At 60.9% G+C, this 20,120-nt stretch carries 20 protein-coding genes and 1 pseudogene; 7 read left to right on the top strand and 14 right to left on the bottom strand.

All coding sequences use genetic code 11. From position 1 onward, the window contains the following. The 14 genes and pseudogenes from KBF66_RS10275 to KBF66_RS10210 form a co-directional block, all read right to left on the bottom strand. Window positions 1-235, bottom strand: a pseudogene (locus KBF66_RS10275) (hypothetical protein); the annotation flags it as partial. A gap of 302 nt (window positions 236-537) precedes the next feature. After that, on the bottom strand, window positions 538-3,276 hold the full coding sequence (locus tag KBF66_RS10270) for a cation-translocating P-type ATPase (protein WP_296656033.1): 2,739 nt from the start codon (window positions 3,274-3,276) through the stop codon (window positions 538-540). Window positions 3,277-3,347: 71 nt separating this feature from the next. Further along, the gene (locus tag KBF66_RS10265) at window positions 3,348-3,680 is read right to left on the bottom strand and encodes a chaperone modulator CbpM (RefSeq protein WP_296656031.1); all 333 of its coding nucleotides are present in this window, start codon (window positions 3,678-3,680) and stop codon (window positions 3,348-3,350) included. After that, a complete protein-coding gene (locus KBF66_RS10260) occupies window positions 3,677-4,579 on the bottom strand; it encodes a DnaJ C-terminal domain-containing protein (RefSeq protein WP_296656028.1) in 903 nt (300 codons plus the stop codon). Before KBF66_RS10260 ends, KBF66_RS10265 begins: the two co-directional genes overlap by 4 nt. A gap of 159 nt (window positions 4,580-4,738) precedes the next feature. After that, window positions 4,739-5,821, bottom strand: coding sequence for an AI-2E family transporter (locus KBF66_RS10255; protein WP_296656026.1), 1,083 nt, complete (start codon window positions 5,819-5,821; stop codon window positions 4,739-4,741). Next, complete coding sequence (locus KBF66_RS10250; RefSeq protein WP_296656024.1) at window positions 5,818-6,243, bottom strand: hypothetical protein; 426 nt, start codon at window positions 6,241-6,243, stop codon at window positions 5,818-5,820. The genes KBF66_RS10255 and KBF66_RS10250 overlap by 4 nt, the downstream gene beginning before the upstream one ends. Next, a complete protein-coding gene (locus KBF66_RS10245) occupies window positions 6,240-6,620 on the bottom strand; it encodes a hypothetical protein (RefSeq protein WP_296656022.1) in 381 nt (126 codons plus the stop codon). Before KBF66_RS10245 ends, KBF66_RS10250 begins: the two co-directional genes overlap by 4 nt. A 12-nt stretch (window positions 6,621-6,632) precedes the next feature. Continuing rightward, on the bottom strand, window positions 6,633-7,013 hold the full coding sequence (locus tag KBF66_RS10240; RefSeq protein ID WP_296656020.1) for a hypothetical protein: 381 nt from the start codon (window positions 7,011-7,013) through the stop codon (window positions 6,633-6,635). 30 nt (window positions 7,014-7,043) lie between these two features. Then, a complete protein-coding gene (locus KBF66_RS10235) occupies window positions 7,044-7,664 on the bottom strand; it encodes a hypothetical protein (protein ID WP_296656017.1) in 621 nt (206 codons plus the stop codon). Between the two features lie 149 nt (window positions 7,665-7,813). After that, window positions 7,814-8,662 (bottom strand): pantoate--beta-alanine ligase, encoded by an 849-nt coding sequence (gene panC, locus KBF66_RS10230; RefSeq protein WP_296656014.1) that lies wholly within the window; start codon window positions 8,660-8,662, stop codon window positions 7,814-7,816. A gap of 53 nt (window positions 8,663-8,715) precedes the next feature. Then, entirely contained in the window at window positions 8,716-9,615 is a 900-nt protein-coding gene (gene panB, locus KBF66_RS10225; RefSeq protein WP_296656011.1) for a 3-methyl-2-oxobutanoate hydroxymethyltransferase, read from the bottom strand. A gap of 66 nt (window positions 9,616-9,681) precedes the next feature. Next, window positions 9,682-11,280, bottom strand: coding sequence for an L-aspartate oxidase (nadB, locus tag KBF66_RS10220; protein ID WP_296656008.1), 1,599 nt, complete (start codon window positions 11,278-11,280; stop codon window positions 9,682-9,684). A gap of 14 nt (window positions 11,281-11,294) precedes the next feature. Next, complete coding sequence (locus tag KBF66_RS10215; RefSeq protein ID WP_296656006.1) at window positions 11,295-12,092, bottom strand: ScpA family protein; 798 nt, start codon at window positions 12,090-12,092, stop codon at window positions 11,295-11,297. Between the two features lie 119 nt (window positions 12,093-12,211). Continuing rightward, window positions 12,212-12,421 carry a DUF3460 family protein gene (locus tag KBF66_RS10210; protein ID WP_296656004.1) on the bottom strand — a complete coding sequence of 70 codons (210 nt, stop codon included), beginning with the start codon at window positions 12,419-12,421 and terminating at the stop codon, window positions 12,212-12,214. A gap of 155 nt (window positions 12,422-12,576) precedes the next feature. Between KBF66_RS10210 and hyfB the strand changes: the two genes are divergently transcribed. The 7 genes from hyfB to KBF66_RS10175 all read left to right on the top strand — a co-directional run bounded on the left by hyfB (window position 12,577) and on the right by KBF66_RS10175 (window position 20,091). Next, window positions 12,577-14,601 (top strand): hydrogenase 4 subunit B, encoded by a 2,025-nt coding sequence (gene hyfB / locus KBF66_RS10205; protein ID WP_296656001.1) that lies wholly within the window; start codon window positions 12,577-12,579, stop codon window positions 14,599-14,601. Further along, entirely contained in the window at window positions 14,598-15,560 is a 963-nt protein-coding gene (locus KBF66_RS10200) for an NADH-quinone oxidoreductase subunit H (RefSeq protein ID WP_296655999.1), read from the top strand. Before hyfB ends, KBF66_RS10200 begins: the two co-directional genes overlap by 4 nt. A 6-nt stretch (window positions 15,561-15,566) precedes the next feature. Then, on the top strand, window positions 15,567-16,226 hold the full coding sequence (locus KBF66_RS10195) for a formate hydrogenlyase (RefSeq protein ID WP_296655997.1): 660 nt from the start codon (window positions 15,567-15,569) through the stop codon (window positions 16,224-16,226). 2 nt (window positions 16,227-16,228) lie between these two features. Next, window positions 16,229-17,683 (top strand): hydrogenase 4 subunit F, encoded by a 1,455-nt coding sequence (locus KBF66_RS10190; protein WP_296655995.1) that lies wholly within the window; start codon window positions 16,229-16,231, stop codon window positions 17,681-17,683. Between the two features lie 7 nt (window positions 17,684-17,690). Further along, window positions 17,691-19,283, top strand: coding sequence for an NADH-quinone oxidoreductase subunit C (locus KBF66_RS10185; protein WP_365732542.1), 1,593 nt, complete (start codon window positions 17,691-17,693; stop codon window positions 19,281-19,283). Window positions 19,284-19,296: 13 nt separating this feature from the next. Beyond that, the gene (locus KBF66_RS10180) at window positions 19,297-19,827 is read left to right on the top strand and encodes an NADH-quinone oxidoreductase subunit B family protein (RefSeq protein WP_296656035.1); all 531 of its coding nucleotides are present in this window, start codon (window positions 19,297-19,299) and stop codon (window positions 19,825-19,827) included. Window positions 19,828-19,926: 99 nt separating this feature from the next. Further along, window positions 19,927-20,091 carry a hypothetical protein gene (locus KBF66_RS10175; protein WP_296655992.1) on the top strand — a complete coding sequence of 55 codons (165 nt, stop codon included), beginning with the start codon at window positions 19,927-19,929 and terminating at the stop codon, window positions 20,089-20,091. Window positions 20,092-20,120: the final 29 nt, after the last annotated feature.

Raw genomic sequence — 20,120 nt, 5'->3', positions numbered from 1 at the left:
TGGCGTTGTGGCCAACCTCCGAGTTCCCCATGTCATCATCCGACGGCATGCCCACAGCCGTGCCATGGGCGCGCAGGCTGATGTGGGGTGCTTGTGCAAACAGGCGTTCCAGCACCGGCTTGCGGGCGGCGGCAATGGCATTGCCCGCGTCGAACTTAGACAAACCGTAGCCGTCCATCACGATGACGACAACGGGACCGGGCACGCCGGCGAAGGCGGAAAATTTTTGAAGCATGATGGTATCCGAGGTAAAAGTGCGGAGAGTGCCTCAATTTTGCGCCACATCAAACACCGATCTGGTACAGGGCTGAGACACACTCAAGAAATAATCCAGTCCATTGGTTTGATCCGGCTCTGGACCGACCTTGTCGCATCAAGGCTCTCGCGCGGCATCCATCAACCCTGTTGACCAAATTGGAACCGTATGAAGGCGTTCAACAGGTACAACTCCAGCAGCAGACCACTGGCCCAGCACGGTGTTTGCGCCATGCGGGGACCGGGTGGGTAGCACAGCGCACGACTCACAATAGGTCGTGCTCATGCTGCAGGCCGCTGCCTGCGCCACGCTTTTTCAAGCTCCACCACCACTCCGACCACCGCTGCCGCGCCCAGGCATATGCCCAGTTCTGCCAGACTGAGTGGTTGGGTCTTGAAGATCGGGTTGAGTACTGGCACGTAGATGGTGGCCATTTGCAGCCCAAAGGTCAGCAGCACCGCACCCAACAGTGGCTTGTTACTCAACAAGCCTTGGGTCCACAGCGCATCTCGTTCAGAGCGAATGGCCATGACATGCACCATTTGCGACAGCGTCAGCACGGTAAACACCATGGTTTGCCAGTGCGCATGGCCAGTAGACAGCGCCCAGGCCTGAACGCCCAGGCACAACGCACCAATCAACAGCCCGACACCCAGAATGTGCTGCCACATGCCACCGGCAAACAGGTTCTCGGTGGGTGGCCGCGGCGGGCGTTGCATCACGCCACGCTCAGCTGGCTCGGCTGCCAACGCCAAGCCGGGCAGTCCGTCTGTGACCAGATTGATCCACAAAATATGAATTGGCAACAGCGGGATCGGCAGCATCAGCAACGGTGCCAAAAACAGCGTCCAGATCTCGCCCGAGTTGCCGGTCATGGCATAACGGATGAACTTGCGGATGTTGTCAAAAATGCGCCGCCCTTCGCGCACCGCTGCCACGATGGTGGCAAAGTTGTCGTCCAGCAACACCATGCTGGCAGCTTCACGTGCGACGTCGGTGCCGCCTTTGCCCATGGCGATGCCGATGTCGGCGCGCTTCAGCGCCGGGGCATCGTTGACACCGTCGCCGGTCATGGCCACGATCTGCCCTCGTGCCTGCAGTGCCTCCACAATGCGGATTTTTTGCGCCGGGTCCACCCGGGCGTAGACGCGCACATCGGCGACACGGGTCAGCAGTGCAGCGTCATCCAGCGCGCTCAGCTCCTTTCCGGTCAGCACCGTGGCTTGTCCGTTGGACACAATGCCCAGCCGTTGTGCAATGGCACGTGCCGTAGCCGGGTGGTCGCCGGTGATCATGACCGGCGTAATACCGGCGCTGATGCAATCGCCCACGGCGACGGCTGCCTCTGGGCGCGGTGGATCCATGAGCGCAATCAACCCGAGAAACTGCAAATGACGTTCGATCGCCTGGAACGCCTGCGGTGCTTCCAGCACATCGGCGTCCGGCATCACCGCATGGTCGCGCCGCGCCAGCGCCAATACCCGCAGTCCGCGGCTGGCCATGGCGTGCGCCTGGTCCATGACGGCGGCGCCGTCCAGCGCTTGTGCACCATCAGGTGACCATCGCGTGGTGCAATGGGTCAGCAGTGACTCCGGCGCACCTTTGGTATAAGCCACAAACCCGCTGCCGACGCGGTGCAGCGTGGTCATGCGTTTGCGGCTGGAATCGAACGGTAGCTCCTGCAGCCGGGGCCAATGGACCTCCAGCTGCACCTTGTCCAACCCGGCGGATGCGGCGGCATCCACCAGGGCAGTTTCTGTCGGGTCACCCTGCCAGCTGCTGGTCGATTCCCTGCTGCCCGCGCGCTGGCCAAGGTGAGCGTCATTGCAAAGGATCGCAGCACGCAGCGCTTCCAGAACCTCTGGCCCCGCAAGCCCGGTGCCGGGCACCCAGGACGAAACTGGCGTCCACAGCAGCTCGGCGCGCATTCTGTTTTGTGTCAGGGTACCGGTTTTGTCCGAGCAGATGGTGGTGACCGAGCCCAGTGTTTCCACCGAAGGCAGACGTCGGACCAAGGCGTGCACCGCCACCATGCGCCGCGCTCCCAGCGCCAGCAACACGGTGACCACGGCAGGCAGAGCCTCGGGAATTGCCGCCACGGCCAGGCTGATCGCAGTCAAGGCCATCAACAGCACAGGCTCGCCGCGCCCCAGGCCCGCTACGAAAATGATGACACAGATACCAATCACCACAAGCGCCAGTCGCTTTCCAAATGCGGATAAGCGGTTTTGCAACGGGGTGCTGCGGTCATCCTGGTCAAGCAGTCTCGCCACTTTGCCAAGCTCAGTGCTTCTGCCAGTTGCCACGACAACCCCGCGCGCACGCCCCAGCGTAACGGTGGTACCCCGGAACGCCATGTTGCATTGATCGCCCAACGCGCTGTGACCGTTGGCAGGCAGCACGGTCGTCTGTTTGGCCACAGTCACGGATTCACCGGTCAGCGCCGACTCGTCGACTTGTAACTGTGCCAGCTCGAAAAGACGAAGATCGGCGGGGATGTGATTGCCCGCTTCCAACAGCACGATGTCGCCAGGCACCAAGGCACTGGCATCGAGCATCTGTGTTTGGCCGTCACGCAGTACATTGGCCTGGGCAACAGCGAGTTGCTGCAGTGCCGCCATGGCCTGATCGGCACGCCAGCTTTGCACAAAACCCATCACTGCGTTCAGCACCACGATCACCAGGATCGCCAGCGTGTCGATGAGTTCCCCTATCAAACCTGACACGCCCGCGGCCACCAGCAACACCAACACCATAAAGTCGCTGAACTGTGCCAGCAGCAAGGTGACGACGCCGCGCCGGGACTGACCTGGCAATACGTTCGCGCCCGCAATGGCAAGCCGACGGGCTACCTCGTCCTGGCAAAGCCCGACCGAAGGATCCACAGACTGCGCCTCAAAGAGCGCATTGACCTCGCGCTGACACCAAGGCGTATCCGCTGAAGCCACAGCTTGTTGCACCGGCGTCGGCAACAGGTTCGATGGGTTGGGAGTGGACTCCACGGATCGTTTCGCGTTCATCGGCAAAGTGGCAGATTGGAACAGTCACGCTTTCGACAGGTTGCCTTGCGCCGTGCGCATTTGGGACAACGCTAGGAGGGCAATTGCTGCGACGGTAACAGAGCCTGCAGGGCCGACAGTTGCCGCTCCAGCATCTCGATGCGACACAGGTGATCGAGCAATATCGCCACCGTAAAGAGATCAAGATCAAAGTCCAACCGCAGTTTGGCGGCGTTACGCAGTGGGGCAACCCATTGGACGCTGAATGCAGGCTCAAGAGACGGCGAAGTCAGCGGGACCAGCGCACAATACGCCACCAGTTCATCCAGTTCCGCTTCGCTGAGCCCGCAGCAGTGGGACAATTCAGCCAAACCAACGGTTTCGCGGGTGTCAAGGCAACCCACTTGAGGCCTACCGAGTGTCATGGGTTTACTCCTTGGGCGCGCACGCGCGGGTTGAAAGCTGAAATGCGGGCCAGTTCTTCGTATAGCGTCCGCTCAGCGTCAGTCAGGTGCGCCGGGAACTCGATCTGGACGATACCGAAAAGATCACTGCGTCCTTGGGCCAGACCCCGGCCGCGCAATCGCAGTTTGCGGCCCGATCGCGAACCGGCAGGCACGGTGAGCAAGACCGGGGCGTCCAGCGTGGGAACTTCAATGTCGGCACCCAACGCCGCCTCCCAGGCAGACAGGTGCAGGTCAAAATACACATCCAGTCCATCGGGTCGGAACACCGGGTGCGGTGCCAGAGCGATGTTGAGGTAGATGTCACCATCTGGCCCACCGGACAAGCCTTTGCCACCTTGACCGCGCAGGCGTAGCTTCTGATTCTGGCGCACACCGGGTGCGACGGTGACCTCGAGTGTGCGCTCACCCGCAGCATCAGCCAGATTCAGCGTGACCGTGCGACCGTGGCGCGCATCGGCCAGATCGAGCGTGATGGTGCTTTCAAAATCCCGCCCCTTGACTGGCACCGGCGCTGCCCTGGCGCCACGTTGTCCCCGACCCAGTGCTGCCAGCAAGTCCGCCAGGTCCAGGTCTTCGAAGGCAGGCCCGCCTGCCGCAAAGTCTTCACGCCATTGTGGCGGCGGAGAGAACTCGGCGCCGGCGGTGGGATGACCCAACTCGTCGTAGGCAGCGCGCTTGGCCGTGTCCTTCAGAGTGGCATAGGCTTCGGCGATGTCCTTGAAGCGTGCTTCAGCATCGGGCAACTTGGACAAGTCAGGATGGTAAGTGCGTGCCAGCTTGCGGTAGGCTTTTTTGATCTGCTCCAGATCGGCATCACGCGCTACGCCCAGTGTGGCATAGTAGTCTTTGTACTTCATGATGTGTTGCGGCCACGCTGGTCGTCCGCTGTGACATTCGTGAAGAACTTGAGCTGGTCAGCTTGCATGATTTGGTGTTTCACGAGCGCAGTGTCGGAGTTGCTGCCCGCGCCATCTGTGCGTTAACCCACATTGGCAAAGCAATGAAGTACCAAAGCGTTAGGCATCGGCCACCGACACGACGCGGATATGCCAGACGGCGATGAACATCGCGGCAATGACTGGCCCCAACACAAAACCGTTGATCCCAAAAACCGCCATACCGCCCAAAGTGGTGATCATCACCACGTAGTCGGGCATCCGCGTGTCTTTGCCCACCAACATCGGACGCAAGAGATTGTCGGCAAGGCCGATCACGAGGACGCCATACAGCGTTAGTGCCAAACTTTTCCACAGTGCCCCGATCAGCAAAAAGTAAGCCGCAACCGGCAACCAGACCAAGGCGGCACCCACCGCCGGTAGCAGCGACATGACGGCCATCAATACGGCCCACAAGGAGGCACCCGGCACCCCCAGCACGGCCAACCCGATCCCGCCGAGAGCCCCCTGAATGGCGGCAACCAGCAGGTTGCCCTTGACGGTGGCTCGAATGACTGTCGTGAACTTATCCAGCAGCACCCGCTTGTGATCGCTGGCCAGCGGCACGGTCAACCAGATGGCGCGAGCCACGGCGTTGCCGTCGCGAATCAGGAAAAACGACAGATACAGGGTGATGAAACCACTGGCCACCCACTCAAAGGTGTTCTGACCCACGTTGAAGGTTTGTGTTGCGATGTACTGGGTGCCTTGTGTCAGCACCAGGATGATCCGACGCTGCAAGGTACCAAAAGTGGCCAGACCGAAACGGTCCAGTACGTCGGTGATGCCGGTTGGCAGACGGTCAAACACGCCGCGCAAATACAGTTCCGGCTTGAGCTCGCCGCTTTGCAGCTGCGCATACACCATGGCTGCTTCGCGCACCAGCGACGCCGCCACCAGTAGCAGGGGTAACACCACAATGAACAGCACCACCAGCATGGTGATCAGGGCTGCAAGTGTCGGTCGCTGACTGACATGCGGCAACAGCCAACGATAGAGAGGCGAAAACAGCAGCGCCAGGATGGCACCCCACAGGATGGCACCAAAGAACGGCAACAAAATGGTCAGCAGCGCGGCAGAGGCCGCCACCAGCAGGTAAGGCAATGCCCGATTTTCCCGAGGCAAGCCCATGGGTACCCGAAGCCTGGTTTGGCGATCGGTCATGGCCGAACAGGACCCGGCCTGATTATTTCCGCCAGCACTTTGGGCAAAACACGCGCCAGCAGCGCCGGGATCGACACCCAGCGCCACGGACGAACCAGCACAACGACCGCGCCAGTGGCAGCGGCCGCACCCATCAGCGCATGAGGATAACGCTGCGCGACAGGACGCAACAGCAAACCAGCCGCTTCGATGCCAAGCATCCCAACCACCCGCCAGGGCTGCTTGGCCCACCAGGACTGGGCAATTTCGGCAAGAAGACCTGCCCCCGACCCGCATCTCAAGTTTGGCGGCCATGGGTCTGCCCCGCCCCCGTTGGGCTGGCGCCGCTTGTCAGCCGGCGAAGCGGCAAGTTCCCGCATGGCGACAAACAGCCGCTCGCGCGAACGTACCAGGCGCTCGCAGGCACTCGTGTTGACCGTCATGGCGCACCTGCAGCGCGCAGCATGGTCACATCAGCGGCAATTTGTCGACTCAGGTTGGAAAACGCCGCAGCTTGCCCTGAGGTGCTTGCCACCCACCAGCAAGCCAGTCCAGCCGCCAGCGGCAATGCCGGAACCAGCCACAAGGCCCAGACCTGGTGCAGGTTCACGGGCAGGACGATGGCCCACAACATCAGTGCCACGCCACCCAGTACCAGCGCGGCGCACAGGCAGCACAGCCCCACTAACTGCAGCCTTGCACGGTACCACCAGGCGGCGCTTGCCAGCGCGGCGTCTTCCTGGAACAGCGCAACGTAAGCCTGCGCATGGTCCACCAGCAATTGCGGTCGCGCCGTGAGCACCGCCAATAGCGGGTGCATGGTGCAAGGCCCTCAGTCGTGGCTGCGTGAGTGACTCACGAGGCTGATCAACGCCATCAGCGCTGCGCCCGTGGCTGCCGCGATCAACACTGACTTGACCGGTTCATGCTTGATGTAGTTCACCGTGTTCTCCGACGCATGCTCGGCCTTCTGACGCAGCTGATAGGTGGTCTCCCGCACGCTGTTCAAGCCACGATGGGCAAGGTCACTGACCTGCTGGCTGGCCCGATCCATCACCGGTGTGGCCTGGTGGCGCAGCTCCTGCATGGCCTGGGCAAGATTCTCCAGGGCCTGATTGGCGGCTTGTTGACTGGCCGTAATAGCGTGGTCAGCACTTTGAGAAGCAGCCTCGATCAGACTGCTGGCTTTGTCGACCGGTAGAACATTGGACATGTGATTTCCTGGTTTGGGGTAAAAAATGAATCAGAGCTTGCCAAACTGCTGTTTGGCTTGGCGCAGGCAGTTGTCCTTGGCGACACCCGCAAGTGCATCGCACCTTTCCTTCTCGACCGTATAGCGCGCTGCGCGCTCGTCGGCATTCGCATCGGTCCGGATCTCAGCCGCCTGGTTGTCGGCCCGATTTTGCGCATTGGTCGAAATGGTGGCAGCGGTGGCATTCACCGCGGCGGTCTTGTATTCGACACTGGCCTCTGCCTTGGCGGTCGTTCGCTCGGCTTTTGCCTGGTCGATACACACGTCTTTGGGGTTACCGGCGCGGTCATCGCACTGCTGCTTGGCCACCGCATAAACGGCATCAGCTTTGGCATTGCGCAACTTGTAACGGGTTTTGGAGCTGGGCTTGTAGCTGTCGTACAGCGCTGCCAGCGCCACCTCCCGTTTGCCTTTGGCTTGAGCGTCGCAGATGTCCTGCGCATTGCCCGCCAAAGCCTTGCAATTCAGCTTTTCGATCTTGTATTCCGAATTGATGCGGGTTTTGCCACTCGAGTAGTCGCTGGAGGACAGCGTTTGGGCCACGGCACTCACGCCTGAGAACAACAGAGCAGCACCCAGCAGGGCACTGGCTTGCATCACGTACTTTTTCATGAACATTCCTTGGGTTCTTGGACAACATCACCACTGTGTTGTCTCTGGAATGTCCAGCTTAGCGACCGACCCGGCGCGGGTCTGTTCGCTAGCCCACCAAGCGGTGGCGAGGTACGGGAGGATCCTTTATCGAAAAATCAAAGGCCCGGCTAGACCTCAAGGTTGTCAATCAGGCGCGTGCTACCGATGCGCGCCGCGCCCAGCACCACCAAGCCGTGCTGGGCCGCCAGTGTGGTCAGCTCCGCTGGACTGGGTTCTTGCAAGTCAGCGCGGCGACGCACCACCATGTAATCGGGCTGCCAGCCACGTGCACTCAAGGCGCTCATGGCCTGAACTTCCAGGGTAGCGACATCGCTGGTACCCCCTCGCAGAGCAGCTGCCATACCTTGCAGCGCCTGCGACAAATGCACCGCTTCCTGCCGCTCGGCAGGTTTGAGGTAATTGTTGCGCGACGACAGGGCCAGGCCATCGGCCGCACGCAAGGTCTCTCCGCCCACGATCTCGATCGGCAAGGCAAACTGGCGAGCCATTCGCTTGATGACCATGAGTTGCTGATAGTCTTTCTGGCCGAACAAGGCCACCCGCGGCTGCACACAGGCAAACAACTTCAGGACCACGGTACACACACCGCCAAAAAAACCGGGACGGAAATGGCCCTCCAGGATGTTCGCCAGCTCGGTCGGGGGCTGCACGGTAAACCCTTGCGGTTCGGGATAGAGCTCTTTTTCGCTGGGAGAAAACAACACATCGCAACCAGCAGCCTGGAGCGCATCGCAGTCCGCCTCCCAGGTACGCGGGTAGGTATCAAAGTCTTCATGGGGCAAAAACTGCAGCCGGTTGACAAAAATACTCACCACCACCACATCGCCCAATGGTTTCGCCTGGCGCACCAGCGCCAGGTGTCCGTCGTGCAGGTTGCCCATCGTGGGCACAAACGCAGGATGTTTAAAGGCTGCCAGATGCTGGCGCAATTCGACAATAGTTTTAATGATTTTCATAGCTGCTTGCGCTTGCCGGATATGGGCTAGCTGCCAATGAGGTTCTTGAATACTTACCAGGCATGCTGCGCATTGTCCGGGAAACTGCCACTCTTGACCGCTTCAACATAGGCCTGCATCGCCTCTTTGATGCCATGTTGTCCGGGGATGCCAGGCAGCGCCGCCATGAAGTTGCGCACAAACTTCGGCATCTTGCCCAGATTCAGACCCAACATGTCGTGCAACACCAGCACTTGTCCGGCAGTGCCGCTGCCCGCGCCAATGCCAATGGTCGGACAAAGCGGCAACTCGGCGGTGAGTTCGGCTGACAAGGCTGCGGGCACCATCTCGAGCACCATCAGCGCCGCACCCGCGTCTTGCAGTTCAAGCGCCTGGCGCTTCATGATGGCAGCCGCCTCAACCGATTTGCCCTGCACCCGGTAGCCACCCAGCGCGTGCACGGTTTGTGGCGTCAACCCCAGGTGGGCGCACACCGGGATGCCGCGCTCCACCAAAAACCGCACTGTTTCGGTGGTCCAACCGCCGCCCTCCAGCTTCACCATGTGAGCCCCCGCCTGCATCAGCACGGCGGCGTTGCGCAGCGCCTGTTCACGCGACTCCTGGTAGGTTCCATAGGGCAGGTCACCAATGATCCAGGCAGTACCCTGCACCCGGCGCACCCCTCGCGTCACACTCTCGACGTGGTAACGCATGGTTTCCAGCGACACCCCCACCGTACTCGAGAGACCCTGGCACACCATGCCCAGGGAATCACCCACCAAAATGCAGTCCACGCCAGCGGCATCCGCCACTGCCGCGAACGTGGCGTCGTAAGCGGTGAGCATGGCGATTTTTTCACCACGGGCGCGCATTTCCTGCAGGCGCGGCAGGCTCACCGGCTTGCGTGTCGCAGGCGCACTGGCGGGTGGCAAGGTGCCGTAGGGAGTTGCGTTCTGGGGGTTGGCTGGATTCATGAGGGCATTTCCCAAAAAAAGTGGGCGCGAGTCTACCCCACTGGTCTGACGCAACAGCTTGTCAGGTTAAGCGCGCGGGCTCAGGACGGTCGGGATGGCCTGGGGCAACAAGTCCGGGTAATCGCGGCTGAAATGCAGACCGCGGCTTTCGTGTCGGCTTTGTGCGCTGCGCACGATCAGATCTGCCACCTGAACCAGATTACGCAATTCCAGCAGATCACGGGTGACCTGAAAGTTGGCATAGAACTCGTGAATTTCACCCTGCAGCAGGGCAATGCGGTGTGCCGCGCGTTCCAGCCGCTTGTTGGTACGCACGATGCCCACGTAGTCCCACATGAAGCGGCGCAGCTCGTCCCAGTTGTGCGAGATCACCACCGTCTCGTCAGCGTCAATCACCCGGCTGGCATCCCAGGCCGGCAGTTTGACCGCCACGGGTGCATCCGCCTGGGCAATGTCAGTGGTGGTCGCCTGGGCAAACACCATGCATTCCACCAGCGAGTTACTGGCCAGCCGGTTGGCACCATGCAGGCCGCTGCAGGCGGTTTCGCCAATCGCGTACAGACCGGCGACGTCCGTTCGCCCCTGCAGGTCAGCCAGCACACCGCCGCAGGTGTAGTGGGCTGCGGGTACCACCGGAATGGGCTGTTTGCTGATGTCGATGCCCAACTCAAGGCAGCGCGCGTAGATATTGGGGAAATGCTCTTGCAAGAAACTCAGGGGCTGGTGTGAAATGTCCAGATAGACACAGTCAAAACCGCCCTTTTTCATCTCAAAGTCGATGGCGCGGGCCACCACATCCCGCGGCGCGAGCTCTAGTCTGGGGTCGTGGTTGGGCATGAAACGGGTGCCATCGGGCAGCAGCAAACGTCCACCCTCGCCACGCACCGCCTCGCTGATCAGGAACGACTTGGCGTGCGGATGGTACAGACAGGTCGGGTGAAACTGTACAAACTCCATGTTCTGAACCCGGCAACCGGCACGCCAGGCGGCCGCGATGCCATCGCCCGTGGCCGTGTCAGGGTTGGTGGTGTACAGATACACTTTGCCGGCACCCCCGGTGGCCAGTATGGTTTGCGGTGCCTGGAAAGTCAGCACGCGGCCAGTTGCGCTGTCAAGGGCATACAAGCCGAGGCAGCGTTTGCCGGGCAGGCCAAGTTTGTCCGTGGTGATCAGATCAACCAGGGTGTGTTGTTCAAACAGGGTGATGTTGGGCGTTTTCAGCGCCGCCTCGATCAGCGTGGTCTGCACGGCGGCCCCCGTGGCGTCGGTGACGTGGACAATGCGCCGCGCACTGTGACCACCTTCGCGGGTCAGGTGCAGCTGTCCGTCCTCCTGCGAGAACGGTACACCCATCGATTGCAGCCAGGCGATCGCCTTGGGGGCGTTTTCAACGACAAATCGGGTGGCATCCAGATCGCACAACCCGGCTCCGGCAATTTGGGTGTCCTTAATATGGGCGGCAAAACTGTCATCCTTGTTCCACACGGCGGCGATGCCACCTTGAGCCCAGCCGCTGGAGCCTTCGGAGACCGCACGTTTGGTGATCACGGCCACGCGTTGCGTCGGGGCCAATAGCAGCGCTGCGCTCAAACCGGCCAGTCCGCTGCCCACAATCAGCACGTCAAATTTCAACGGTTCGGACAAGTCGGCGGGATTGGGATTCATGGCAATGTCTCGGGTTAAGACGGCGTGTAAGCCAGTCGGACGTAAATCGGGGCGTAGGCTTCGGCCTGCGTCAGTTCAATCAGGGTTTCTTTGGCCAGTTCCAGCAAAGCGATGAAGGTCACCACCAGCACCGGCATGCCGCGCGCCGCATCAAACAGATCTTCAAACTCGACAAATCGTTGGCCTTGCAGGCGCTTGAGCAGTTGACTCATGTGCTCACGCACTGACAGTTCCTCGCGCGTGATGTGGTGGCGTTGCACCAAGCGTGCGCGTTGCTGCACTGCAGCCCATGCCGCTTGCAAATCGACCAGCGTGACTTCGGGAAAACGTGGCTGCAGCGACTGTTCGATATACACCTGTGCGGCCAAAAAGTCGCGACCCAGCTGTGGCAAGGCGTTCAGTCGCGCTGCGGCCAATTTCATCTGTTCATACTCAAGCAGGCGGCGCACCAGTTCAGCCCGCGGGTCCTCACCCTCCTGACCGGGGGCCTGCGGCTTGGGCGGCAGCAACATGCGCGACTTGATCTCGATCAGCATGGCCGCCATCAGCAGGTACTCTGCAGCCAGCTCCAGATTGCGGTGGCGGATTTCCTCCACGTAACTCAAATACTGGCGCGTCAAACCCGCCATCGGGATATCGAGAATATTGAAGTTTTGCTTGCGTATCAGGTACAGCAGCAAATCCAGTGGCCCCTCAAAGGCCTCCAGAAACACCTCCAACGCATCGGGCGGGATGTAAAGATCTTGTGGCAAGCTGAACAGCGGCTCGCCGTACAACCGCGCCACCGCCACCTGATCCACGGCGGTCGGCATGACAAAAGGGTCGCAGTCACCCGCCCGTAACGCTGCAAACTCCGTCACCATGAGGCTTAATCTGCCACCTAAACTATAGCAGTCAGCGCTTATTGAAATTGGGCTAGAGGCCTAAAATTCTACTCTTTTGGGCAAGTTTGATAGACATAGGCTTGCTGCGCCACCTCAGCCTCGCGAAATGATCGCCAGGCGTCGCGGTCCACCGTCTTGTCCCACAGCAAGCTGCGCCCCACTCGCTGGCCAACGGCGATCTCCGGTTTGTTCGCCTTGAGTTGGTTGATGAACTGGGTGGCTTCGGACTGGTATTTGGGGCGATAAAAAATATGCATGGCGTTGACCTTTTCGCACAATTTTAGCCTTGCAAAATGGTGGGGCGGGCAATCGGCAGTTCAACCCGAAAACCCGCCGCACCGCTCAATCACCGCGGTGTAATATCGCAGCTAGCCATCGACCTGCCCAAACCTATCGCATCACCCTGTCGCAGATGAACAGTTTCACCAGTCCCGCTACGTGGGTCCACTTGGACTGGGTGCTGCTGGTAGTGTTTGGCTGGTTGCTGATCAGCGCTGCGGGGGTGGTCGCGTTGCGGCGCTTGCGCTTGGTCGCCATCGTATTGTTTCCAGCCGGCGCCCTGCTTTCGCTGCTGCTGATGGCGGTGGCACTGAACGCCATGTTTGCCAGCGTGCAAACCGCCGTATTGCCACTGGGACTGCCGCAACTGCCATTTCACCTGCGGCTGGACAGTCTTTCGAGCTTTTTCCTGCTGCTGATCGGCGGCGTCTCGGCGGGTGTTTCGGCATTTGCAGCCGGTTACTTTCGCAAGGGCGAAGGCACGCCGCCGGGGCTGATCTGTCTGGAGTACCACGTTTTTCTGGCCAGCATTGCGCTGCTGGTGCTGGCTGATGATGCCTACATGTTCATGGTGATGTGGGAAACCATGGCGCTGTCTTCCTTCTTTCTGGTGCTGGCCAATCACCGCCACGCGGCGATCCGCCAGGCGGGTTACTTGTATCTGCTGGTGGCGCATGTGGGTGCGTTGGGTATTTTGTTGTGCTTTGGCCTGCTGCAGGCGGGCACGGGTGACTACACCTTTGCCAATATGCGCCAGCAGAACCTGACACCGTTCTGGGGCTCAGTGGCGTTTGTGCTGGCCGTATTTGGCTTTGGTGCCAAGGCCGGGCTGCTGCCGCTGCACGCCTGGCTGCCTGAGGCGCACCCGGCAGCGCCCTCGCCCTTTTCGGCGCTGATGAGTGGGGTGATGCTCAAAATTGCGCTGTACGGCATCTTGCGGGTGTCGTTTGACCTGCTGCAAACCCGCCTCTGGTGGTGGGGGGTGCTGCTGATGGGGCTGGGGCTGGCCACGGCGCTGTTTGGCGTGGTGTTTTCCACCGTGCAGGTCGAGATGAAGCGCTTGCTGGCGTATTCCTCCATTGAAAACATTGGGCTGATGTGCGCCGGTATTGGCTTGTCGCTGCTGTTTTCCAGCTACGCCATGCACGCCTTTGCGGCGCTGGCGCTCACCGCCGCGCTGTACCACATGATCAGCCACGCGTTTTTCAAAAGCCTGCTGTTTTGCAGCACCGGCGCGGTGTTGCACGCCACGGGCGAGCGCAGTCTGGGCAAGCTTGGCGGTTTGATCCGCTATATGCCGTGGGTGGCCTGGCCGACGCTGGTGGGCGCGCTGGCTTGCGCCGGGCTGCCGCCGTTTGGCGGTTTTGTGGCCGAATGGCTGCTGTTGCAAAGCTTTTTATTCACCACCGGGCTGCCCAATACTTCACTGGACATGCTGGTGCCGGTGATGGCGGCGTTGATTGCGCTGATTGCAGCGCTGTCGGGTTTCACCATGGTGAAGTATTTTGGCGTGATCTTTCTGGGGCAGCCGCGTGAAGAAAAGCTATCGCAGGCGCATGACGCGGGTCACTGGGAGCGCCTGGGCATGCTGTGGCTGGTGGCAGGGTGCGTGTTGCTGGGCCTGTTTCCCAACCACACGATCGCGCTGATCGACCCGGTGACACGCATGCTGGTGCATGGCGGGCTGGCGCATACCGTGGCCGACAGCGGCTGGCTGCTGGTGCCGGTGAACGCAGAGCGCGCCAGTTATGCGCCGGTCATTTTCTTTTTGGGCATTGTGCTGACTTACGGCCTGTCGTTCTGGCTGGTGCGCTGGCTCTACCACGGCCGCTTGCGCCGGGTGCCGCCGTGGGACTGCGGTCACCCCTGGCAGAACGCGCGCATGCAGGACACGGCGGAAGGTTTTGGTCACCCGATCCGGCGTATTTTCTCGCCGTTCTTTCGCATGACCAAGCACCTGCCCAGCGCCTTTGACGCCAAGCCCACCTACCGCGTCACAGTAGAAGACCCGCTGTGGCACGCGCTGTATCTGCCGCTGGCGCGGGGGGTTGAACGCATCTCGAAGCTGGTCGGCTTGTTGCAGCAGGGCCGCATTGCGGTCTATCTGATGTACAGCTTTGCGACGCTGATCGTCGTGCTGCTGGTGGTGAAGCGATGAGCGAAAGCATCACCGTCCTGGGCGTTTTTTCGCAACTGGCGGCGCTGCTGACCGCGCTGCTGCTCGCACCGCTGCTGTCGGGCTGGGTGAACCAATGTCGGCATTGGATGCAAAACAAGTCGGCTCCCGGTGTGCTACAGCCCTACCGCATGCTGCACAAACTGTTTCACAAAGAGTCGCTGATGGCCGAGCACGCCTCCAGCCTGTACCGGGTGGCACCGTACCTGATCTTTGGCTGCATGTTGCTGGCCTGCGCCATCATCCCCACCCTGTCGACCGACCTGCCGCTGTCACCGGCTGCGGACGCCATTGCGCTGGTGGGGCTGTTTGCACTGGCGCGGGTGTTTATCTCGCTGGCCGCGATGGATATCGGCACGGCGTTTGGCACGCTGGGCGCGCGGCGCGAAATGCTGGTGGGTTTTTTGGCCGAGCCGGCTTTACTGATGGTGCTGTTTTGCGCCTCCATGATCACCCGCTCCACGTCACTCACCGCCATTGTCGAAACGCTGGCGCACCGCGAGCTGATGATTTACCCCAGCTTGCTGCTGGCCGGGGTGGCGTTCACCATGGTGTCGCTGGCTGAGAACGCCCGCGTGCCAGTGGACAACCCCGACACGCACCTGGAACTCACCATGATCCACGAGGCGATGATTCTGGAGTATTCGGCCCGGCATCTGGCGCTGCTGGAGTGGGCCGCCAGTCTGAAGCTGTTTGCCTACTCGTGCATTGGCCTGGCGCTGTTTTTCCCGTGGGGCATCGCCGAAGCCCAGGCACCGCTGGCACTGCTGCTGGCGCTGCCGGTGCTACTTTTCAAACTGGCCATTGGTGGCATGCTGTTGGCGCTGGTCGAGACCGCCAGCGCCAAGATGCGCATTTTTCGCGTGCCGGAGTTTCTGGGCACCGCCTTCTTGCTGGCGGTGATCGGGCTGCTGGTCAATGTGTTGCTGGGTGCGGGGTAATTGGCCATGGTCAAGTTTGTGCCGCAACTCATCAACCTGTTTGCCACGCTGATCCTGTTGCTGGCGTTTGCCATGATCTCGCAACGGCGCATTGTGTCGCTGATCAACCTGTTCATGCTACAAGGGGCGGCGCTGGTGGCGGCCTCGTTTTTGCTGGGCTATGCGACACAGCAACCTGACCTGTACGTGTCGGGGGCGCTGACACTGGTGCTCAAGGTGATCTTTATCCCGTGGATGCTGCACCGCATGCTGCACAAACTCAATGTGCGCTGGGATGTCGAGACGCTGCTGAACATTCCCACCACCATGCTGGTCGGCATTGCGCTGGTGATTTTTGCCTTCAGTCTGGCGCTGCCGGTGTCGCGCCTGTCAGACTCGCTGGCCGGCGGTTCGCTGGGCATTGCGCTGGCGTGTGTGCTGCTGTCGTTCATGATGATGATCACCCGCAGCAAAGCGGTGCCGCAGGTGATCGGCTTTCTGTCGATGGAAAACGGCCTGATCTTTGCCGCCACCACCGTGACCAACGGCATGCCGATGATCGTGGAATTTGGCATTGCGCTCGATGTGCTGGTGGGCGTGCTGATTCTGGGCGTGTTCATGTTCCAGATCCGCGAGAAGTTTGACAGTCTGGACATCCACCACCTTGAAGTGCTCAAGGACGATTGAGCATGAACGCACTTTTTCTGGTTTTGGGCATTCCACTGCTCGGTGGCCTGGCGCTGGCACTCACCGGGCATCGCGCTTGGGCGCGTGATGTCAACGTGGCCTTTAGTCTGGGCACGTTTGTCGCGGCCTGTTTCATGACCGCGCAGGTCATCAACGAGGGCCCGGAGTTTGTCTGGGACAAGCTGTTTTACATCGACCCGCTCAACGTATTTCTGGTCACGCTCACCGCCTTTGTCGGCCTGACCACGGCCATCTTTTCACGCCCCTACATGCGCGTGGAGCAAGACCACGGCAAGATGACGCCGCCACGCATGCGGCTGTACCACAGCATGTACCAGTTGTTCAGCTTCACCATGCTGCTGGGGCTGACCACCAACAATCTGGGCATCATCTGGGTAGCGATGGAAGCCGCCACGCTGACCACCGTGCTGCTGGTCAGCGTCTATCGCACTGCGGCCAGCCTGGAAGCCGCCTGGAAATACTTCATTTTGTGTGGCGTCGGCATTGCGCTGGCGCTGTTTGGCACGGTGCTGCTCTACATGGCAGCCGACAAACTTCTGGGTGAACACGGTGCCACGCTGCTGTGGACCGATCTGGCCGCCATCAAGAATCAGCTTGACCCCACCATCATCACGCTGGCATTCGTGTTTTTGCTGGTGGGTTATGGCACCAAAATAGGCCTGGTTCCCCTGCACAGCTGGCTGCCCGACGCCCATGCCGAAGGTCCGACGCCGGTGTCGGCGGTGTTGTCAGGTTTGCTGCTGAATGTAGCGATGTACGCCGTGCTGCGCGTCAAGGTGCTGACCGATGGCGCTTTAGGCAACGCCATGGCCGGTGAGCTGATGATGGGTTTTGGCCTGCTGTCGGTGGTGGTAGCGGCGTTCTTCATCTCACGCCAGAAGGATGTCAAGCGTATGTTTGCCTACTCCAGCATCGAGCACATGGGGTTGATCACTTTTGCCTTTGGCATGGCCTCGCCCTTGGCCAACTTTGCCGGTTTGCTGCACATGACGGTGCATTCGCTGGTCAAATCGGCCATTTTTTACACCGTGGGGCACGCCACGCAAAAGGCCGGCACACAGCAGATGAGCGAGATTCGCGGCCTGATCAAGGTCAACCCGACGGTGGGTTGGGGCCTGATGCTGGGCGTGATGGCGATTTTGGGCATGCCGCCGTTTGGTGTGTTTGCCAGCGAATTTTTGATTTTGACCACCGCCATGCGCGAGCAGCCGTGGGCCACCCCCTTCCTGTTTCTGGCTTTGGGCGTGGCGTTTGCCTCGATGCTGGTGCGGGTGTTGCCGATGGTGTTTGGCGACTCCACACTCAAACCGCTGGCGCACCCGCCGGCGCTGCTTCCGGTGTTTGCCCATTTGCTGCTGGCACTGGTGCTGGGCTTGTACATCCCGCCTTATCTCAACGGCTGGTATCTGCAGGCCGCCGCCATGCTGGGAGGTTGAAGCGAGCATGACCATGAAGATCGCCGGTCTTGAAGTTGAATTTACCCGCCTAAGTGCACCGGTACCGATCGGCTTTGCTCAGGTTACGGCTGCGCAATGGCAAGTTGCTGCCCGCGCAGTGCGTGAGTCTGGCGGCAGGCTGCTGGCATTGTGGGCTTCAGGAGCTATTACACCTGTAGCTGGCGGCGCAAGTCCGGCAAGCGCTAAGGCCATATTTTGCTCCTATGTCACGGCAGATGGTGCGTTCTGGCTGGCTCTGCCATTGCAAGTCACTGAAGGCCGCGCCATTTACCCGGATTTGTCAGTTGTGTTCCCCTGCGCCAACCGGATGCAGCGAACCGCCGCTGATTTGTCGAACGTGCATGCTGACGGTGCGCCAGACACCCGACCCTGGTTCAACCACGGTGCCTGGGCGGCTGACCATTACCCGCTGTTGCAAGACCCGCTGGCACTGCCACCCCCGGCACCAGGGCAACTGACGGATTACCCATTTGTTTCGGTCGGCGGCGATGGTGCGCATGAAATTGCGGTAGGCCCGGTGCACGCGGGCATCATCGAGCCGGGGCACTTCAGGTTCTCGGTGGTTGGGGAACATATCCTGCGGCTGGAAGAGCGCTTGGGCTACACCCACAAAGGTGTGGAGCAACGCATGACGCAGCTGCCCGCGCTGCAGGCGTTTCGATTGGCCGGGCGGGTATCGGGTGACAGCACCGTGGCCTACGCCTGGGCTTATTGCATGGCGCTCGAATCCGCCTGCCAGTGCAGCATTTCACCGCGGGCCGCCTGGCTGCGCGCGCTGCTGCTGGAACGCGAGCGCGTTGCCAACCACCTCGGTGACCTGGGTGCCATTGCCAATGACGTGGCATTTGCCTTTGCGCTGGCGCAGTTTTCACGGCTGCGCGAAGACTGGCAGCGCCTGTCGAAAGCGGTCTTTGGCCACCGTTTCATGATGGACTGCATCGTGCCCGGTGGCGTGCTGCACGACATTGACCAGACGCAGCGCGACCAGATGCGCTCCCAGTGTGATGTGATCGAAGCCGAGGTAAAGGGCCTGTTTGACATTTTTGAAGCGCACGCCGGCCTGCAAGACCGCTTCATCATCACCGGGCGCATCACCCCCGCGCTGGCCGGGCAACTGGGTCTCACCGGGCTGGCGGGGCGGGCCAGCGGCCAGCGCCAGGATGTGCGCTGCGACCACCCGTTCGCGCCCTACGCCGAACTGCAGGTCAATCGTGCCAGCCACCGCAGCGGCGATGTGGCGGCCCGCGTGGCGGTGCGTTTTGACGAGCTGCTGGAAAGCTTGCGACTGATTCACGGCATCTTGCGCGAACTGCCGGTGGGTGCACTGCAGAGCGAGGTGGCCCTGCCGCAGCAGCCAAGCCAGGGTGCTGGTTGGGTGGAAGGCTGGCGCGGTGAGATATTTGTCGCGCTGGAGCTGGCCGGTGCCGAGCAAGGGAACTGCATCCGGCGCTGCCACCTGCACGACCCGTCGTGGCAAAACTGGCCGGTGCTGGAGCATTCCATCATGAACGACATCGTGGCTGACTTTCCCTTGATCAACAAGTCGTTCAACCTGAGCTATTCGGGCCAGGACCTGTGAGGATGCCAACATGATCTGGAAACTGGCCTGGCAAATCGGCAAAGCGGGTATCCCGACCGAACCTGCCCCCGATATCGGGGACGTTTCTGCCCTTGAGCCCTCACGCATCCATCGTGAACTGCTACAAATTTTAGGGCAATCGCTGACCATCCGCCAAGTCGATGCAGGTTCCTGCAACGGCTGCGAGCTGGAAATCCACGCGCTGGGCAACCCCTACTACAACATCGAAGGGCTGGGCATCAAGTTTGTCGCCAGTCCACGCCATGCCGATCTGCTGCTGGTGACCGGGCCAGCGTCGCGCAACATGGAAATGGCCTTGAAGCGTACCTATGAGGCCACCCCCGAGCCCAAGCTGGTGGTGGCTGTGGGCGACTGCGCCTGCGATGGCGGCGTGTTTGGCGAGACCTACGCCACCTGCGGGCGCGTGGCCAATGTCATCCCGGTGGATGTGACCGTACCTGGCTGTCCACCCGAGCCAGTGGAAATTTTGCGCGGAATCCTGCTGGCGGTGCGCCGACAGGTTAGCAGTCGCCCGAGGCTTTGAGCCTTGTGCCGGACCATCGTACAGCTGGGGCAGAAGCAGCAAGGAAAAAGTAGCCCATCATCTTGAAATGCGGCAGCGAGCACAGAAGTTGCTGGCAACATGAACATCAAGCTGAGTTTGAAGCGACCGCTTTTCTATATCCTGCTTCCGGTATTGTTGGTGTTGGCCTTTGTTGGATTTCCGCCGCCAATTGCGCCCTGGCCAAAAACAAAGCCGGATCAGGAACAATCTGTCCCGGCTGACGAAGCGGGTGATGCTCTCTGATCGGATGCCCGTGGCAACCACGTCAACCC

This window comes from Rhodoferax sp. (assembly GCF_018063565.1).
Taxonomy (GTDB): Bacteria; Pseudomonadota; Gammaproteobacteria; order Burkholderiales; family Burkholderiaceae_C; genus Rhodoferax.
Note: the sequence above shows the minus strand (reverse complement) of the source record. Positions and strands in the feature narration are given on the sequence as shown.

Coding starts and splice junctions, on each gene's coding strand:
- KBF66_RS10270 (WP_296656033.1), bottom strand. CDS start 3,276: ATGAACGCGAAACGATCCGTGGAGTCCACTCCCAACCCATCGAACCTG.
- KBF66_RS10265 (WP_296656031.1), bottom strand. CDS start 3,680: ATGACACTCGGTAGGCCTCAAGTGGGTTGCCTTGACACCCGCGAAACC.
- KBF66_RS10260 (WP_296656028.1), bottom strand. CDS start 4,579: ATGAAGTACAAAGACTACTATGCCACACTGGGCGTAGCGCGTGATGCC.
- KBF66_RS10255 (WP_296656026.1), bottom strand. CDS start 5,821: ATGACCGATCGCCAAACCAGGCTTCGGGTACCCATGGGCTTGCCTCGG.
- KBF66_RS10250 (WP_296656024.1), bottom strand. CDS start 6,243: ATGACGGTCAACACGAGTGCCTGCGAGCGCCTGGTACGTTCGCGCGAG.
- KBF66_RS10245 (WP_296656022.1), bottom strand. CDS start 6,620: ATGCACCCGCTATTGGCGGTGCTCACGGCGCGACCGCAATTGCTGGTG.
- KBF66_RS10240 (WP_296656020.1), bottom strand. CDS start 7,013: ATGTCCAATGTTCTACCGGTCGACAAAGCCAGCAGTCTGATCGAGGCT.
- KBF66_RS10235 (WP_296656017.1), bottom strand. CDS start 7,664: ATGAAAAAGTACGTGATGCAAGCCAGTGCCCTGCTGGGTGCTGCTCTG.
- panC (WP_296656014.1), bottom strand. CDS start 8,662: ATGAAAATCATTAAAACTATTGTCGAATTGCGCCAGCATCTGGCAGCC.
- panB (WP_296656011.1), bottom strand. CDS start 9,615: ATGAATCCAGCCAACCCCCAGAACGCAACTCCCTACGGCACCTTGCCA.
- nadB (WP_296656008.1), bottom strand. CDS start 11,280: ATGAATCCCAATCCCGCCGACTTGTCCGAACCGTTGAAATTTGACGTG.
- KBF66_RS10215 (WP_296656006.1), bottom strand. CDS start 12,092: ATGCCGACCGCCGTGGATCAGGTGGCGGTGGCGCGGTTGTACGGCGAG.
- KBF66_RS10210 (WP_296656004.1), bottom strand. CDS start 12,421: ATGCATATTTTTTATCGCCCCAAATACCAGTCCGAAGCCACCCAGTTC.
- hyfB (WP_296656001.1), top strand. CDS start 12,577: ATGAACAGTTTCACCAGTCCCGCTACGTGGGTCCACTTGGACTGGGTG.
- KBF66_RS10200 (WP_296655999.1), top strand. CDS start 14,598: ATGAGCGAAAGCATCACCGTCCTGGGCGTTTTTTCGCAACTGGCGGCG.
- KBF66_RS10195 (WP_296655997.1), top strand. CDS start 15,567: ATGGTCAAGTTTGTGCCGCAACTCATCAACCTGTTTGCCACGCTGATC.
- KBF66_RS10190 (WP_296655995.1), top strand. CDS start 16,229: ATGAACGCACTTTTTCTGGTTTTGGGCATTCCACTGCTCGGTGGCCTG.
- KBF66_RS10185 (WP_365732542.1), top strand. CDS start 17,691: ATGACCATGAAGATCGCCGGTCTTGAAGTTGAATTTACCCGCCTAAGT.
- KBF66_RS10175 (WP_296655992.1), top strand. CDS start 19,927: ATGAACATCAAGCTGAGTTTGAAGCGACCGCTTTTCTATATCCTGCTT.